This window comes from Curtobacterium luteum, assembly GCF_001475545.1.
Classification (GTDB): Bacteria; Actinomycetota; Actinomycetes; order Actinomycetales; family Microbacteriaceae; genus Curtobacterium; species Curtobacterium luteum_A.
Genome location: NZ_LDQC01000077.1, coordinates 1 through 14,736 on the forward strand (window position 1 = coordinate 1; position 14,736 = coordinate 14,736).

Sequence of the window (14,736 nt, forward strand, 5' to 3'; positions counted from 1 at the left end):
TGGTGCCGATCGACTCCGGTTGTGCGAGCACCGCGAGGACGCTGCCGGTCCGCGCGGGGCTACGCCGCGGGCGCTGCCGTCAGCCACCGGAACGGGATCGAGATGCCGACCTCGGTCCCGCTGCCCGTGAGCGTGTGCCAGTCGATCGTCCCGCCGAGCTCGCCCTGGATGAGCGTCCGGACGATCTGCGTGCCGAGTCCGGACCCGACCTTGCCCTCCGGGAGGCCCCGCCCGTTGTCCCGCACCTGGATCTCGAGGTGGTCGTCGTAGCGGTGGGCGACGATCTCGACCTCACCGTCGCGGCCGTCCAGCCCGTGCTCGACGGCGTTCGTCACGAGCTCGGTGAGCCCGAGCGCGAGCGGGGTCGCCGCCTCCGAGGGCAGGTTGCCGAACTCGCCTGTCTTCTTCGGCCGGACGGTGGTGTTGTGGGACGCCGCGACCTCGGTCACGAGCTTGAGCACCGAGTCGAACACCTGGTCGAAGTCGACGTTCTGGCTCAGTCCGGTCGAGAGCGTGTCGTGCACGACCGCGATCGCCGCGACCCGACGCATGGCGTTCTGCAGTGAGGTACGGGCCTCGTCGGAGTGGGTGCGTCGCGCCTGGATGCGGAGCAGCGACGCGACCGTCTGGAGGTTGTTCTTCACCCGGTGGTGGATCTCCCGGATCGTCGCGTCCTTCGTGATGAGCTCGCGCTCCTGGTGGCGCAGCTCGGAGACGTCACGGCAGAGCACGATCGCGCCGATGCGCTCACCGTGGTCGCGGAGCGGGATCGAGCGGAGGGACACCGTGACGCCCTTCGCCTCGACGTCGGCACGCCAGGGCGCGCGCCCCGTGACCACGAGCGGGAGCGACTCGTCGACGTCGAGCTTCGACCCGATGAGCTCGGTCGTGACCTCGGCCAGGGACTTCCGCTCGAGCTCCCCCTCGAAGCCCATGCGGTTGAACGCACTCAGACCGTTCGGGCTCGCGAAGGTCACGACGCCGTTCGTGTCGAGCCGCAGGAGCCCATCACTCGCACGCGGGGCCCCGCGGCGCGGGCCGGCCGGGGCACCGAGGTCCGGGAAATCACCCGTGGCGATCATGCCGAACAGGTCGTTGGCACTCGCGGTGAAGTTCAGCTCCTGTCGACTCGGCGTCCGCATCTCGTCCTGGTTCGAGTGCCGCGTGACGACGGCGATCGGTCGGTCGGTGGTCTCCGCGCTGTTCGCGGAGAGCCGGCGGAGCACCGGGATCGCCCGCACCCGCGTCGGGGTGTCCTCGTACCAGTCCGGTTCGGCGGAGTCGACGAGCCGGCTGCTGACGAAGCACTCCGTCACCTGCTCCCGCCACTCCTCACGGATCTCCTGCCCGACGATGTCGCGGTAGAAGAGCGTCGCGGCCGAGCTCGGACGAGCGTGCGCGACGGCCACGAACGAGCCGTCCTCCGCCGTGGGGACCCAGAGGACCATGTCGGCGAACGAGAGGTCGGCGAGCAGCTGCCAGTCCCCGACGAGCAGGTGGAGCCACTCCACGTCCGCTTCGGAGGAACGGCCTTGCGCGAGGACGAGGTCACTGAGGGTCGACACGTGCCAAGTCTAGGTGTCGGCCTGTGTGGACAAGTCCGCGCTCTCCACAGGAGACGAGCGACCCGTATTTCGCATGTTGCACTCGACATACGCTCTGCCCGGATGAAAGGGGCCGGGGTGGCGCAACGAGCAGTACGAGCGGAGACGAACGAGCCGAGCGGGTCGGAGGCGCCGCCGTCCCTGCACGCCGTGGCTGATCCGGTCGAGGATCCGGAGCGCGCCGCGTTGCCCGACCCGAGCGACACCGCGCGGGCTCTGGCGCTCTGCGTGGTCGAGATCCTCAGCGGAGCCCGGGAGGTCGACAGCGTCGCGCGGTGGATCTCCGACGACGTGCACCGGCACCTCCAGCAGCGGGCTGCCCTCGCCGCGCGGAACCGGTCGGCGATGCGGCTGCCGCGTGCTCGACCCGTGCTCCGCGCCGAGCGCGTGGTGACCTGCTCCCCCGCCGACGGCGTCGTCGAGGCGACGGTGGTCGTGCACGGTCGGAGCCACGCCCGAGCGGTCGCGATCCGCCTGGAGGTGCGGAACGAGCGGTGGCGCGCGACGGCCGTCGGCGTGCTCTGACGCGTCGGTTGCCGCGCGGGCCCCGCCGCGCGGCGCGGGTCTCGCGGGTGTGCGTCAGCGCAGACGGACGGGAGGCGCGGTGCCAGCCGGCACCGCGCCTCCCGTCCGTCCCTGGTGGCGTCAGCCGCGCTTCGCCGCGCGACGCTCGGCGCGGTTGTTCGCCGCCGCCTGGCCGGAGGCCGTCGCGGCGTTGCCGAACGCCGAGCCCTGCTCCGGGCCCTGCTGCTCCTCGGCCTCGGCCTGGGCGCGCTGCGCACGCGCCGTGGCGGCCTGCTCGAGGCGGCCCTGCTCGTCACGGACCTCGACCTCGCCGTCGATGGACGGCGCCGAGTACTCCAGTCCGCTCGTCTCTTCCTCGCCGAGCCCCTTGGCCTCGATGACCGCGTTCTCGCCATCCGACTGCACCTGCACCTCGAGGTTGAAGAGGTACCCGACGGACTCCTCGCGGATCTGGCCCATCATGCTCTGGAACAGCGCGTAGCCCTCGCGCTGGTACTCGACCAGCGGGTCGCGCTGGGCCATCGCGCGGAGGCCGATGCCGTCCTTGAGGTAGTCCATCTCGTAGAGGTGGTCCCGCCAGCGGCGGTCGATGACGGAGAGCACGACGCGACGCTCGAGCTCGCGCATCGCCTCGTCACCGAGGAGCTCCTCGCGCTTCTGGTACGCCAGCTGCGCGTCCGACAGGATCTCGCGGCCGAGGAACTCACGCGTGGCCTTGCCCTTCGAGCCGGCCTCGGTGATGACCTCGTCGATCGAGATCGAGATCGGGAAGAGCGTCCCGAGCTCGGTCCACATGGCGTCGAGGTCCCAGTCGTCCGGCGAGCCCTCGCCCGTGTGGGTGTCGATCACGTCGTCGATGACGCTCTTGAGGAACGTCTGCGCACGGTCGTGGATGTCGTCGCCCTCGAGGATGTGCCGACGGTCGCTGTAGATCGCCTCGCGCTGACGGTTCAGGACGTCGTCGTACTTCAGGACGTTCTTGCGGATCTCGGCGTTGCGGCTCTCGACCTGCGCCTGCGCCGACCGGATCGCACGACCGACGAGCTTGTTCTCGATGGCGAGGTCGTCCGGGACGTTCGAGCGGCCCATCAGGCTCTCGGCCGCGCCGGAGTTGAACAGGCGCATCAGGTCGTCGGTGAGCGACAGGTAGAACCGGCTCTCGCCCGGGTCGCCCTGGCGACCGGAACGACCACGGAGCTGGTTGTCGATGCGGCGCGACTCGTGGCGCTCGGTGCCGAGCACGTAGAGGCCGCCGGCTTCGCGGACCTTGTCGGCCTCGTCCTTGATCTCGGCCTTGACGCGGTCGAACACGTCGTCCCAGGCGGCCTCGTACTCTTCGGGGGTCTCCGTCGGCGAGAGGCCCTTGGCGTGCATCTCCTGCACGGCGAGGAACTCCGAGTTGCCGCCGAGCATGATGTCGGTCCCGCGACCGGCCATGTTCGTGGCGACGGTCACCGCCCCGAGTCGGCCGGCCTGCGCGACGATCGCGGCTTCGCGTGCGTGGTTCTTCGCGTTGAGGACCTCGTGCTTGACGCCCTTCTTCGCGAGGAGCTTCGACAGGTACTCGGACTTCTCGACGCTCGTGGTGCCGACGAGGACCGGCTGACCCTTCTCGTGGCGCTCCGCGATGTCCTCGGCGACCTGCTCGAACTTCGCCTTCTCGTTCTTGTACACGAGGTCGGTCTGGTCGATGCGCTGCATCGGCTTGTTCGTCGGGATCGGGACCACGCCGAGCTTGTAGGTCGACATGAACTCGGCCGCTTCGGTCTCCGCGGTGCCGGTCATGCCGGAGAGCTTCTGGTACAGGCGGAAGTAGTTCTGCAGCGTGACGGTCGCGAGGGTCTGGTTCTCGGCCTTGACCTCGACGCCCTCCTTCGCCTCGATCGCCTGGTGGATGCCCTCGTTGTACCGACGGCCCATCAGGATGCGGCCGGTGTGCTCGTCGACGATGAGGACCTCGCCGTTCATCACGACGTAGTCCTTGTCGCGCTTGAACAGCGAGACGGCCTTGATCGAGTTGTTGAGGAACGAGATCAGCGGGGTGTTCGCCGACTCGTACAGGTTGTCGATGCCGAGGTAGTCCTCGACCTTCTCGATCCCGGGCTCGAGCACGCCGACCGTGCGCTTCTTCTCGTCGACCTCGTAGTCCTCCCCCGGGGTGAGGCGCTTCGCGATCGAGGCGAACTCGGTGAACCAGCGGTTCGCCTCGCCGGACGACGGGCCGGAGATGATGAGCGGCGTCCGGGCCTCGTCGATGAGGATCGAGTCGACCTCGTCGACGATGGCGAAGAAGTGGCCGCGCTGCACCATGTCGGACGCCTGCCAGGCCATGTTGTCGCGCAGGTAGTCGAAGCCGAACTCGTTGTTCGTGCCGTAGGTGATGTCTGCCGCGTACTGCTCACGACGCTCGGCCGGGGACTGGTTCGCGATGATGCAGCCCGTCGTCATGCCGAGGGCGCGGAACACGCGCCCCATGAGCTCGGACTGGTACGACGCGAGGAAGTCGTTGACCGTGATGACGTGCACGCCGCGGGACGGGATCGCGTTGAGGTACGCGGCGGTCGTCGCGACGAGCGTCTTGCCCTCACCGGTCTTCATCTCGGCGATGTTGCCGAGGTGCAGTGCTGCACCGCCCATGAGCTGGACGTCGAAGTGCCGCATGCCGAGGGTGCGCTTCGAGGCCTCGCGCACGGCGGCGAACGCCTCGGGCAGGAGGTCGTCGAGGGTCTCGCCGTTCGCGTAGCGCTCGCGGAGCTCCTTCGTCTCGTCCTGGAGTTCCTCGTCGGTGAGGGACGCGAAGTCGTCTTCCAGGTCGTTGATCGCCGAGGCGTAGGCCTTCAGCCGGCGGAGGGTTCGTCCTTCACCGATGCGGAGGACCTTCTCCAGCACGTTTGCCACGTGAGCTCCTTACGAGGTCGTGATCGCGCCGTCTGCGCGGTGCGATCAGCCAGTCATGCTAGCAACCCCGCGACGATCGACGCTGGGAGGCGCACGCGGTGCGCGGCCCGCGAACGGGCCGCGCACCGGGTGGTCGAGGGCTCGTGCGGAGCCGTCAGGCGAGCGCGGCAGCCGGCTCGCTCACCGCGTCGGACCGGGCCGGAGACGGGTCCTCGATGCCGATCACGCCGTAGTCCCAGCCCTTGCGGCGGTACACGACACTGGGGCGTCCGGTCGCGGCGTCGACGAAGAGGTAGAAGTCGTGACCGACGAGCTCCATGTGGTAGAGCGCGTCGTCGACCGTCATCGGTGCGGCCTCGAAGACCTTCTCGCGGATGACGACCGGGCAGTAGGCCTCGTCCTCGGGCTCGTCGTGCGCGTCCGTGTCGACCGTCGGCACGGCGCCCGTCGCGACCGACTGCAGGAGCTTCCCGTCCGCGGGCGTCACACCGAGGTGCTCGAACGCCGTCCCGGAGGCCTCCCCCACCGACGTCGGACGGTGCCGGCCGCGGTGCACCTTGCGACGATCACGTGCACGTCGGAGTCGTTCGGTCAACCGGGCGAAGGCCAGGTCGAACGCCGCGTACTTGTCCGACGCCGCCGACTCGGCCCGGACGAGCGGCCCGGGACCGATCAGCATGAGCTCGACGCGGTCCTCGCCCCCGGCACCGCTGCTCTTCTCGTTGTGGCGGCTGACCCGCACCTCGAAGGCGAGGGCCCGGTCGGCGAGCACGTCGATCTTCTCGGACTTCTGTTCGACGTAGGTCCGGAATCGGTCGGTGACCCCGACGTTCCGGCCTGTGATCGTCACGTCCATGTGGCGGCTCCCATCCACGCTCGGCGCGTCGCCTCCGTCCGGCGATCTCTGACGCCTTGCCGCGAGGCTAGACCCGTCCAGGGACGGTTGTCACGACGTCCACGCGATCCCGGCGTGACACCCACCGGACACCCAGGCGTCACCGTCCGTGCACGGGGTCTTCACCCGTCGACGCTCGCCACGGCGACGCACCGCAGGACCGTCCCACCCGCGGCCCGCACGGCACGGACGGCCTCGGCGAGGGTCACGCCGGTGGTCACGACGTCGTCGACCAGCACCACCGTCCGGCCCGCGACGCCCTCCGCCCGGAGCGTGCCCACGGTCGCCGCGACGCGCTCGGTGGCCGTGAGCTCCTTCTGCCCGGAGCCGTCTCGACCGCCGGACCGACCGCCCCGGACGGTGCTGCGGACGAGGGCGGACCCCACCGGCGCTCGTCCTCGGCGCAGGAGCAGCACCACGGGGTCGAAGCCGCGTCTCCGGGCACCGCGTCGCGACGGCGGGACCCGGAGGACGACCGTGCCGTCCGGCGCCTCGGCGAGCGCCCGTCGGACCAGCGCGCCGAACCGGTGGGCGAGCGGGCCGGCGAGGTCGACGCGGGCACGGAGCTTCACCTCGAGCACGAGGGTGCGGACGAGCCCCTCGTACGCGAACGCCACGTCGGTCCGGACGCCGGCGACGAGCCGGACCCCGGGCGGACGTGCCGCGACGTGTGTCCGGCACGACGCGCAGAGCGCACGGTCCGGCGCACCGCACCCGACGCAGTCGACCGGGAGGAAGATGCCGACCACCGCGCGCAGCGCGGCGCCCCGGTCGCGGGACGAGGCGGGAGGTGTGCCGATCACGTGTGCGATCCTGCACCGGCCACGCGACCGGCGGAGGGCGGTGCGCCGAGCCGTGGACGGGCCTCCGGGCCGGGTCGCCGGTGCAGGAGCGCCGCTGGGGTCCGGTCAGCGCTGGGTGCCGAGCACGCTCGCCGTGACGCCGGTCGGCTCCCAACCACCGCCCGTCGACTGCAGGACCTGGCCGCTCGACATCCGGAGCAGCAGCGAACCGCCGCTGCCGCCGACGATCGTCGTCGCCCGACCGTCCGGCTGCGGGAGCGTCGTGGCGCGGCCGCCGATCGTGCTGCGCACGATCTCCGGACCGCTGTCGGTCTGACCGACCGAGGCGACGTCGACGTCGCTGACCCAGGTGGCGGAGACGGCGTCCTCGGACGCGGCCTGCACCCGGACCGGCGGCCCGAGCTTCGTCGGCACCCGGTCGCGGTCGCGCTCGATCGCCATGACGTACAGCGCCGGTCCGTCCGGGGTCTGCAGGAGCGCGAGCGCGCGGGTGGCGTCCCGGGAGACCTGGAAGGACACGAGCTTCCCGGACGGCAGCGTCGTCGCCACGTCGTGGGGCTCGCCGGTCAGCGAGTACGACCGGACCTTCGCGGACTGGCCCGTGCTCGCGACCCACACGGATCCCCCGCCGACCTCGTCGACGGACGGCGGGACGAGGTCGGTCCGGGTGTCGATGCGCAGGCGCTGCTGACCCGAGCGGACCACGAACACGCCCTCGTCGCTGCGGACCGCCGCGAACGTCCCCGAGGCGCTCAGGGAGACCGCGTCCGGGTCGAGGGCGACGATCTGCTGGCTCATCCCGCCGCCGAGGGCCGACACGGAGCCGGTTCCGGCCGCGTACCCGACCTTGCCGCGGGCCTCGACGAGGGGCCGCGGGTCGACGTCGGGGTTCTGCTGCGCGTCCGACGATCCGCCCGACGGGACGGACAGGCTCGCGCCCTCGACCGTCATCGTCACCGACGAGACGGACGCGACCGTGGCGAGCGACTTCGCGAGCTGCTCGCGCATCCGGACGCGGTCCGCGGTGCTGGCACGGAGGGCGGCGCTCGACAGGTCGACCTGCGCGGTGCCGTTCTCGATCGTCACGGCGTTGAGCGACAGCTGGGTGCCCTTCGGGAACGCCGACACGACCGCACCGTCGAGCCAGTCCGCCGGTCCGGCGAGCAACGCGCTCACGACCCGGGTGCTGACCGAGGACTGGGCGAGGAACCAGCGGACGTCCGGGACGAGCCAGTCGCCGGTCGGGTCGAAGTAGTAGAGCGCGTGCTGTTGGAACACCGACTGGAAGCGCACGGGCGACAGGATGATGCCGTCGGGGGCGGAGGCGATGCGCCAGTCGTCGCCCTCCCGGACGAACTGGAACGTCAGCGTCGAGGTGGTCGGGCGGACGGCCTGTGTGTACTCGCCGTCCGAGTCGACCGAGGCGCTCGCGGTGAGCGTGTACGTGAGCTCGTTCGCGCCGACGCGCTCGACCTGGCCGCTGCCGTCGCTGATCGTGACGCCCTGGCGGGGGTTCCACTTCTGCGCGAAGTCGGAGGACAGGAACTCCCGTGCGGTCGCGTAGTTGTTCTGTGCGCCGGTGGCCGCGGCGATGAACCCTCGGAGCACGGCGGTCTGGTCCTCGCCGCCGGAGGGGCCGTCGGGGCGGAGCTCGACACCGGAGACGGACTCGTCCTTGATCGACTGGCCGGAGCGGACGTCGCCGGAAACGGGGATGGCGGCGCAGGCGGCCAGTGCGACGAGCGTCAGGGCGGCGACCGCGACGGCGAGGGCGTGGCGCAGGCCACGGCGCGGGACGACGGCGAGGCGCAGGCCACGGCGCGGGGCGACGGTGGGAGCGCCGGCCGCGGCGCGGCGTCCGGCGGCCGGGCGTCCGGCGGTGCGGCGGGTCATGCGTCCTCCTCGCGGACGGCGCGGGGGCCGTCGTACGGGTCGTCGAGGTCGGGCAGCGGGATCGCCGACGTCGCCGTCGACAGGTTTCCCCTTCGTGGCAGCGTCAGCACGAAGGCCGACCCTTCGCCGACCCGGGACCACACGTCGATCCGACCACCGTGCAGGTTCGCGTCGCCGAGGCTGATCGCGAGCCCGAGCCCGGTCCCGCCGATGGTGCGCTTGCGGCTGGGGTCCGCCCGCCAGAAGCGGTCGAACACGCGCGCGGCGTCCTCGGGAGGCATGCCGACGCCGTGGTCACGGACGGCGATCGCGACCGTGCGGGCATCGCTGTCGACGACGACCTGCACCGGCCGTTCCTCGCCGTGCTCGATGGCGTTGCCGACGAGGTTCCGCATGATCCGCCGGATGCGTTTGGCGTCGAGCTGCATGGTCGTGTGCCCGCCGGGGGTGTGGAGCTGCAGGTCCACGCCGGCACGCTCGGCGAGCGGGCGGAACTCCTCCACGATGTCCGCGGCGAGCGCGGCGGGCACGACCGGCTCGGTGTCGAGCTGCGCCGCCTGTGCGTCGTAGCGGGAGATCTCGAGGAGGTCCGCGAGCAGGAGCTCGAAGCGTTCGACCTGTGCGTGCAGGAGCTCGGCGGACCGCGCGACGGCCGGTTCGAACGCGTGCCGGGAGTCGTAGAGCACGTCGCCCGCGAGACGGATCGTGGTGAGGGGGGTGCGGAGCTCGTGCGAGACGTCGGAGACGAACCGCTGCTGCACCCGGGACAGCTCGGCGAGCTGAGTGATCTGACGGCTCACCGCGTCGGCCATGCCGTTGAAGCTGGTCGCGAGCGTGGCGATGTCGTCCTCGCCGTGCACCGGGATGCGTTCGTCGAGTCGGCCGGCGGCGATCTTGCGGCTCGTCTCGGCGGCACCGCGGATCGGCACGACGACGAGCCGGACGACGAGGCTGGTGACGAGGGCGATCAGGACGATGAGCGCGACGCCGCCGATCGAGAGGGTCTGGGAGACGAAGTCGAGGGTCTGCTGCGCGTCCGACAGGTCGTAGACGAGGTAGAGCTCGTACTGGCCGGCACTCGGGATCTGGAGCGTCGAGCCGACCGCGAGCCCGGGCTGCCGGCGGCCCTCGTCGTCGAGCTGCACGGGCTGGAGGCTGAGCCGTCCGGTGTTCTTCGCGACCTGCTTCCGCAGCGCGTCCGTGATGACGGCGTCGGGGAAGTCGCGCGTGACGATCGTCTGCAGGGTCTGCGGCGTCGTCTGCCCCGGCGTCCGCTCGATCGCGACGTCGGTGCCTCCGGGGCTGGTCGTGTTCGAGAGGATCGCCTGCTGCGCCTCGTTCTGCAGCGTCTCGAGCTCGGACTGGTTGTTGTCCTCGCTGGCGGTCGCGGCGTCGAAGATGTTCTGTGCCACGAGCGTCGCGCGGGCCGACTCGGACTCGATCTGGTCGCGGCGCTGCGCGTAGACGTTGTTCGAGATGCTCACCATGACGGCCGTGCCGATGACGGCGACGGCGAGGCCGGTGGTGACCACGGTGATCGCCACGGACCGGAACATGAGGGACCGGCGCCACACGTAGGCGATGCCGCGCCACCCGCGGCGCGCCCACCGGCGCAGCCGCCTGCCGACCCGGCCGAGGGTGCCGGTCGGTGTCGCGCGGGGTCGCGACGGTGGTCGTCGCGGCACGGTGCTCAGGCTCCTCCGGCGCGGTACCCGACGCCGCGGACGGTCGTGACGATCTTCGGGTTGTCCGGGTCGTGCTCGATCTTCGCGCGCAGGCGCTGGACGTGCACGTTCACCAGGCGTGTGTCCGCCTTGTAGTGGTAACCCCACACCTGCTCGAGGAGCATCTCGCGGGTGAACACCTGGTTCGGCTTCTCCGCGAGGGCGCGGAGCAGGTCGAACTCGAGCGGGGTGAGGGCGATCGCGGTGTCCCCGCGACGGACCTCGTGCCCTGGCACGTCGACGGTGAGGTCTCCGACGTGCAGCACGGTCGAGTCGGAGGCGGTGGGCCGGAGCCGCGTACGGATGCGCGCGACGAGCTCCTTCGGGTTGAACGGCTTGACCACGTAGTCGTCCGCGCCGTTCTCCAGCCCGACGACGACGTCCGCCGTGTCGCTCTTCGCGGTGAGCATGATGATCGGCGTGCCGCTCTCGGCGCGGATCCGCTTGCAGACCTCGATGCCGTCGATGCCCGGGAGCATGACGTCGAGGAGCACGAGGTCCGGCTCCGAGTTCCGGAAGGCCTCGACGGCGTCGTTGCCGTCGGCACTGAACTCGGGTTCGAACCCCTCGGAGCGGAGGACGATGCCGATCATCTCGGCGAGGGCCTGGTCGTCGTCGACGACGAGGATGCGCGGTGTCATGTGATGGGGGCTTCCGTCCCTGTGGAGCGTGGGTGCCGGTTCGACACCGTTCCTCACGATAGCCGAGGCCCCCGCCGTCGAGGCTTTTCCGCCAGGATGGGACCACCGCGTGTCCGCGTGCGGTGTGACGAGGGGGTGCGGCATGGCCGACTGGCAGGTACCGGGGTCCGACGGCGCGCGAGAGCGCCCGACGGCGGTCCCGCAGGAGCGCCCGACCGGTTTCCCGCCCGCGCCCCGGCCGGGAGGCCCGCAGCGGCCCGGCACGCCGCCGCCGTCCGCCCCGCGGTCCGCTGCAGGGCCCGGTGTGCGCCCGGCGGTGCCGTTGCGTCCGCTCGGCCTCGGGGACGTGCTCGGCGGCGCCTTCACGGTGTTCCGGCGGAACGCGCGGGTGCTGCTGCTCTGGAGCTTCCTCGTGACCGGGGTGGTCGGCGTGCTCGCGAAGGTCGCGTCGACGCTGTCCCAGAGCGGCCTGCAGGCGCGGGCGTTCAGCGCGCTCGACTCGGGCACGTCGTCCTCCGACGCCGCCTCGGTCGCCGCCGGCACCGCGACCGCGTTCCTGCTCCTCTCGGTCGGCCTGCCGTTCGTCGCGGCGATGTTCCGCGGGTTCCTCCTGGCACCGGTCGCGGTGGACACCGGGCAGCGGGTGCTCGGACGCCGGGCGACCTTCCGCGGCGTGTGGGCGCTCCTCGCCGGTCGCCGGTGGTCGGTCGTGGCGTGGGTGCTCCTGCAGGCGGCGGCCGGTGTGCTGCTCGGCGGGGTCTTCCTCGCGGTGTTCGCCGGCTTCGTCGTCGCGCTCGTGAGCAGCCGTGCCGAGTTCGGTTGGTTCCTGCTCGCGGTGCTCGTGGTCGGGCTCGGCGGCGCGGTGGTGGCGACGTGGCTGACGACGAAGTTCGCCTTCACCATCCCGACGATCGCGTTGGAGGGACGCGGGGTGTTCTCGGCCGCCGGGCAGTCCTGGCGGCTGACCCGCGGCGCGTTCTGGCGGACCTTCGGCATCATGCTGCTCGTGAACGCGGCCTTCGCGTTCGCGGTGTCGATCGCATCGTTCCCGCTCTCGATCGCGACGGTGCTCGTCGGGGGCGTGTTCGACCCGCTCGGGCAGACCTCGGGGTCGTCCGGCGGCGTCTGGGCGGTCGTCGTCGTGGTGGTCGGTGCGCTCCTCGTCACGGGGGTGCAGTGCACGACCGACGTCCTCGCGGGCTCGGTGCTGACGCTGCTCGCGATCGACCGACGGATCCGGACCGAGGGGCTCGACCAGCGCATCGCGTCGCACCTCGACACCGGGACGCCGTCCGACCCGTTCGCCCCGGCCGGACCCCTGCCGCCGGCGCCGCCCGGCGCGTGGGGACCGCCCGGCGCCTGGGGGCCGCCCGGCGCGTGGGGTCCGGGTCCGGGCGGCGCCGGTGCGTGGGGACCGCCGCCGCAGTGGGGTGGACCGCGGTGAGCGCGGTCGACCCGGACGAGGCACGCCGGCTGCTCCAGCAGGAGCTGCAGCACCAGCGCTACGACGGTGCCCGTCCGACCTGGTGGGACCGTGCGTCGAAGGCGTTCCTCGACTGGCTCGGATCGTTCCGCGCCGACGGACTCGACTCCCCGACCCTCGGACACACGCTGCTCGTCGTCGCGGTGGTCGTCCTCGTCGCCGTGGCGGTCGTGGTCGTCGTCGCCCGCGGCCTCCCGCACCGCCGGGTCCGCACGCCCGGTCCGTCGGGCGGCGGCGTCTTCGAGGACGGCGACACCCGGACCAGCGCCGACCTCGTCCGCGCCGCGGAGGTCGCTGCCGCACGGGGCGACTGGACCACGGCGGTGCTCGACGGGTTCCGGGCACTCGCGCGCGGCCTGGGCGAGCGCGACCTCGTCCCCGACGTCCCCGGTGCCACCGCGCGGGCGATCGCGGTGCGTGCTGCCCGTTCCTTCCCCGACCTGGACGACGCCCTCGACGGTGCCGCCCGCGTCTTCGACGACGTCCGCTACCTCGGTCGCACGGCTGACCGGGGCACCGCGACTGTCGTCCTCGACACCACCCGGACCGTGGCCCGCACCCGCCCGGTCCGCCCGGACGCTCCGGCGGTGCCCGCGTGAGCGCCACCCTGACGACGACGCCGCCCGTCTCGGACCGGGGGCGCGGGGACACGGACCCGACCTCGTCCCCACCGTCGGGCCGACGTCGACGCTGGGGAGCCTGGGTCGTCGTCGCCGTCGTCGCCGTGCTCCTCGCCGGGCTCACGGCCGCGGTGGGTGGGCAACGAGGGCCCGCCACGCGGGAGCTCGACCCCCGCAGCCCCTCGGCGAGCGGCGCCGAGGCGCTCGTGCGGGTGCTCGAGCAGCGCGGCACGGACGTCGACGTCGTGCGGTCCGCCGACCGGATCGGCACCGGCACCGTGTTCGTCGACGACGCCGACCAGGCGCTGTCGCCGGCCGTCGCGCGGCGGATCGCCCGCTCCGCCGCGCACGTCGTCCTCGCCGGCGGGTCCGGCGCCGTCCTCGAGGCGTTCGGCCTCGATGTCGAGCCGGTCGCCACCGTCGGTGACGGATCGGCGGTCGGCACGACGACCTGCGCGATCCCGGAGGTCGCCGCCGCCCGCTCGGTCACCGCCGACGGGACGTCCTACCGGGTCTCGGGCGCCGACGTCGAACGCTGCGTCCCGACCGGCTCCGGCGCCGACCGTGGGTGGGGCATCGTCCGGGCGACGACCGACGGCGGCGACGTGACCCTGCTCGGCACCACGGGCGCCCTGCGGAACGACACCGTCACGACCGCGGGCAACGCGGGTCTCGCGCTGGGGCTGCTCGGCGGGAGCGAGCGTCTGACCTGGTACGTCCCGATGCCGGGGAGCGCCGACACCGCGCCGTCCCTCGGCGACCTCGCGCCCCCGTGGGTCCCGAGCGCCGTCGCGCTGCTCGCACTCGTCGCCGTCGCCGCCGGGGTGTGGCGCGGACGACGACTCGGTCCGCTCGTCGTCGAACCGCTGCCCGTCGTGGTCCGCGCCGCCGAGACGACCGAGGGCCGCGCCCGCCTGTACGCCCGGACGCGCGACCGGGCGCACTCGCTCGACACCCTGCGCATCGCGGCACTCCGACGCATCGGCGCCCGCCTCGGGCTCCCCCGCTCCGCCCACGTCGACGAGGTCGTCCGGGCAGCGGCGCGCGCGACCGGCCGACCCCACACCGACGTGGGCGCCGTGCTCGTCGGCGGACCGGCGACGACCGACGCGGCGCTGACCGCCGGGGTCGCCGCACTCGACGACCTCGAGCACGCCGTGACCGCCGCGACCACGGGCGCGACCGTCAACCGCACCGAACCGACCGAGCCGACCGACCGAGACCGACCTGGAGCACGAGCGTGACCGATCTGCCCCCGAACCACCAGCAACGACCCGCCGCAGTGGCGGATCCCCTCCGCGACGCCTTCGACCGCGTCCGCACCGAGGTCGCGAAGGCCGTCGTCGGTCAGGAGGGCGCGGTGTCCGGCATGATCGTCGGGCTGCTGGCGCAGGGCCACGTGCTCCTCGAGGGCGTCCCCGGCGTCGCGAAGACGCTGCTCGTCCGGAGCCTCGCGGCCGCGATGTCGCTCGACACGAAGCGCATCCAGTTCACGCCCGACCTGATGCCGGGCGACGTCACCGGATCGCTCGTGTACGACGCGTCGACGGGCACGTTCCCGTTCCGGGCGGGCCCCGTGTTCACGAACGTGCTCCTCGCCGACGAGGTGAACCGGACGCCCCCGAAGACCCAGTCGGCGCTCCTCGAGGC

At 72.4% G+C, this 14,736-nt stretch carries 12 protein-coding genes; 5 read left to right on the top strand and 7 right to left on the bottom strand.

Annotated features, from left to right (window positions below; all coding sequences use genetic code 11):
- Positions 1-59: 59 nt before the first annotated feature.
- Complete coding sequence (locus tag NS184_RS13145) at positions 60-1,565, bottom strand: sensor histidine kinase (RefSeq protein ID WP_058726564.1); 1,506 nt, start codon at positions 1,563-1,565, stop codon at positions 60-62.
- A gap of 189 nt (positions 1,566-1,754) precedes the next feature.
- On the opposite strand from NS184_RS13145, the gene NS184_RS13150 reads away from it, so the two are divergent.
- Entirely contained in the window at positions 1,755-2,129 is a 375-nt protein-coding gene (locus tag NS184_RS13150; RefSeq protein WP_242863053.1) for an Rv3235 family protein, read from the top strand.
- A 120-nt stretch (positions 2,130-2,249) separates the two neighbouring features.
- On the opposite strand, the gene secA is transcribed toward NS184_RS13150, so the two are convergent.
- The 6 genes from secA to mtrA form a co-directional block, all read right to left on the bottom strand.
- Positions 2,250-5,027: a preprotein translocase subunit SecA gene (gene secA, locus NS184_RS13155; RefSeq protein WP_058726565.1), complete on the bottom strand. Its 2,778-nt coding sequence runs from the start codon at positions 5,025-5,027 to the stop codon at positions 2,250-2,252.
- Between the two features lie 154 nt (positions 5,028-5,181).
- Positions 5,182-5,883, bottom strand: a complete 702-nt coding sequence (hpf, locus tag NS184_RS13160; RefSeq protein ID WP_058726566.1) for a ribosome hibernation-promoting factor, HPF/YfiA family — start codon at positions 5,881-5,883, stop codon at positions 5,182-5,184.
- A 161-nt stretch (positions 5,884-6,044) separates the two neighbouring features.
- Entirely contained in the window at positions 6,045-6,725 is a 681-nt protein-coding gene (locus NS184_RS13165) for a ComF family protein (protein WP_058726567.1), read from the bottom strand.
- A gap of 105 nt (positions 6,726-6,830) precedes the next feature.
- The gene (locus NS184_RS13170) at positions 6,831-8,618 is read right to left on the bottom strand and encodes a GerMN domain-containing protein (protein WP_058726568.1); all 1,788 of its coding nucleotides are present in this window, start codon (positions 8,616-8,618) and stop codon (positions 6,831-6,833) included.
- A complete protein-coding gene (gene mtrB / locus NS184_RS13175; RefSeq protein WP_242863054.1) occupies positions 8,615-10,303 on the bottom strand; it encodes an MtrAB system histidine kinase MtrB in 1,689 nt (562 codons plus the stop codon). Before mtrB ends, NS184_RS13170 begins: the two co-directional genes overlap by 4 nt.
- A 5-nt stretch (positions 10,304-10,308) precedes the next feature.
- A complete protein-coding gene (gene mtrA, locus NS184_RS13180) occupies positions 10,309-10,983 on the bottom strand; it encodes an MtrAB system response regulator MtrA (RefSeq protein ID WP_058726569.1) in 675 nt (224 codons plus the stop codon).
- Between the two features lie 316 nt (positions 10,984-11,299).
- On the opposite strand from mtrA, the gene NS184_RS13185 reads away from it, so the two are divergent.
- From NS184_RS13185 to NS184_RS13200, 4 genes are all read left to right on the top strand, one after another.
- Positions 11,300-12,427 carry a glycerophosphoryl diester phosphodiesterase membrane domain-containing protein gene (locus NS184_RS13185; protein ID WP_193750477.1) on the top strand — a complete coding sequence of 376 codons (1,128 nt, stop codon included), beginning with the start codon at positions 11,300-11,302 and terminating at the stop codon, positions 12,425-12,427.
- Positions 12,424-13,065, top strand: coding sequence for a DUF4129 domain-containing protein (locus tag NS184_RS13190; protein ID WP_152998216.1), 642 nt, complete (start codon positions 12,424-12,426; stop codon positions 13,063-13,065). The genes NS184_RS13185 and NS184_RS13190 overlap by 4 nt, the downstream gene beginning before the upstream one ends.
- Positions 13,062-14,330 (top strand): DUF4350 domain-containing protein, encoded by a 1,269-nt coding sequence (locus NS184_RS13195; protein ID WP_058726572.1) that lies wholly within the window; start codon positions 13,062-13,064, stop codon positions 14,328-14,330. Before NS184_RS13190 ends, NS184_RS13195 begins: the two co-directional genes overlap by 4 nt.
- A partial coding sequence (locus NS184_RS13200; RefSeq protein ID WP_430733545.1) for an AAA family ATPase occupies positions 14,327-14,736 on the top strand: 410 nt, incomplete at its 3' end. The genes NS184_RS13195 and NS184_RS13200, both read left to right, overlap by 4 nt.

Bases quoted from the DNA above. Each gene is read 5' to 3' on its own strand.
- hpf (WP_058726566.1), bottom strand. From the start codon at position 5,883: ATGGACGTGACGATCACAGGCCGGAACGTCGGGGTCACCGACCGATTC.
- NS184_RS13170 (WP_058726568.1), bottom strand. From the start codon at position 8,618: ATGACCCGCCGCACCGCCGGACGCCCGGCCGCCGGACGCCGCGCCGCG.
- mtrA (WP_058726569.1), bottom strand. From the start codon at position 10,983: ATGACACCGCGCATCCTCGTCGTCGACGACGACCAGGCCCTCGCCGAG.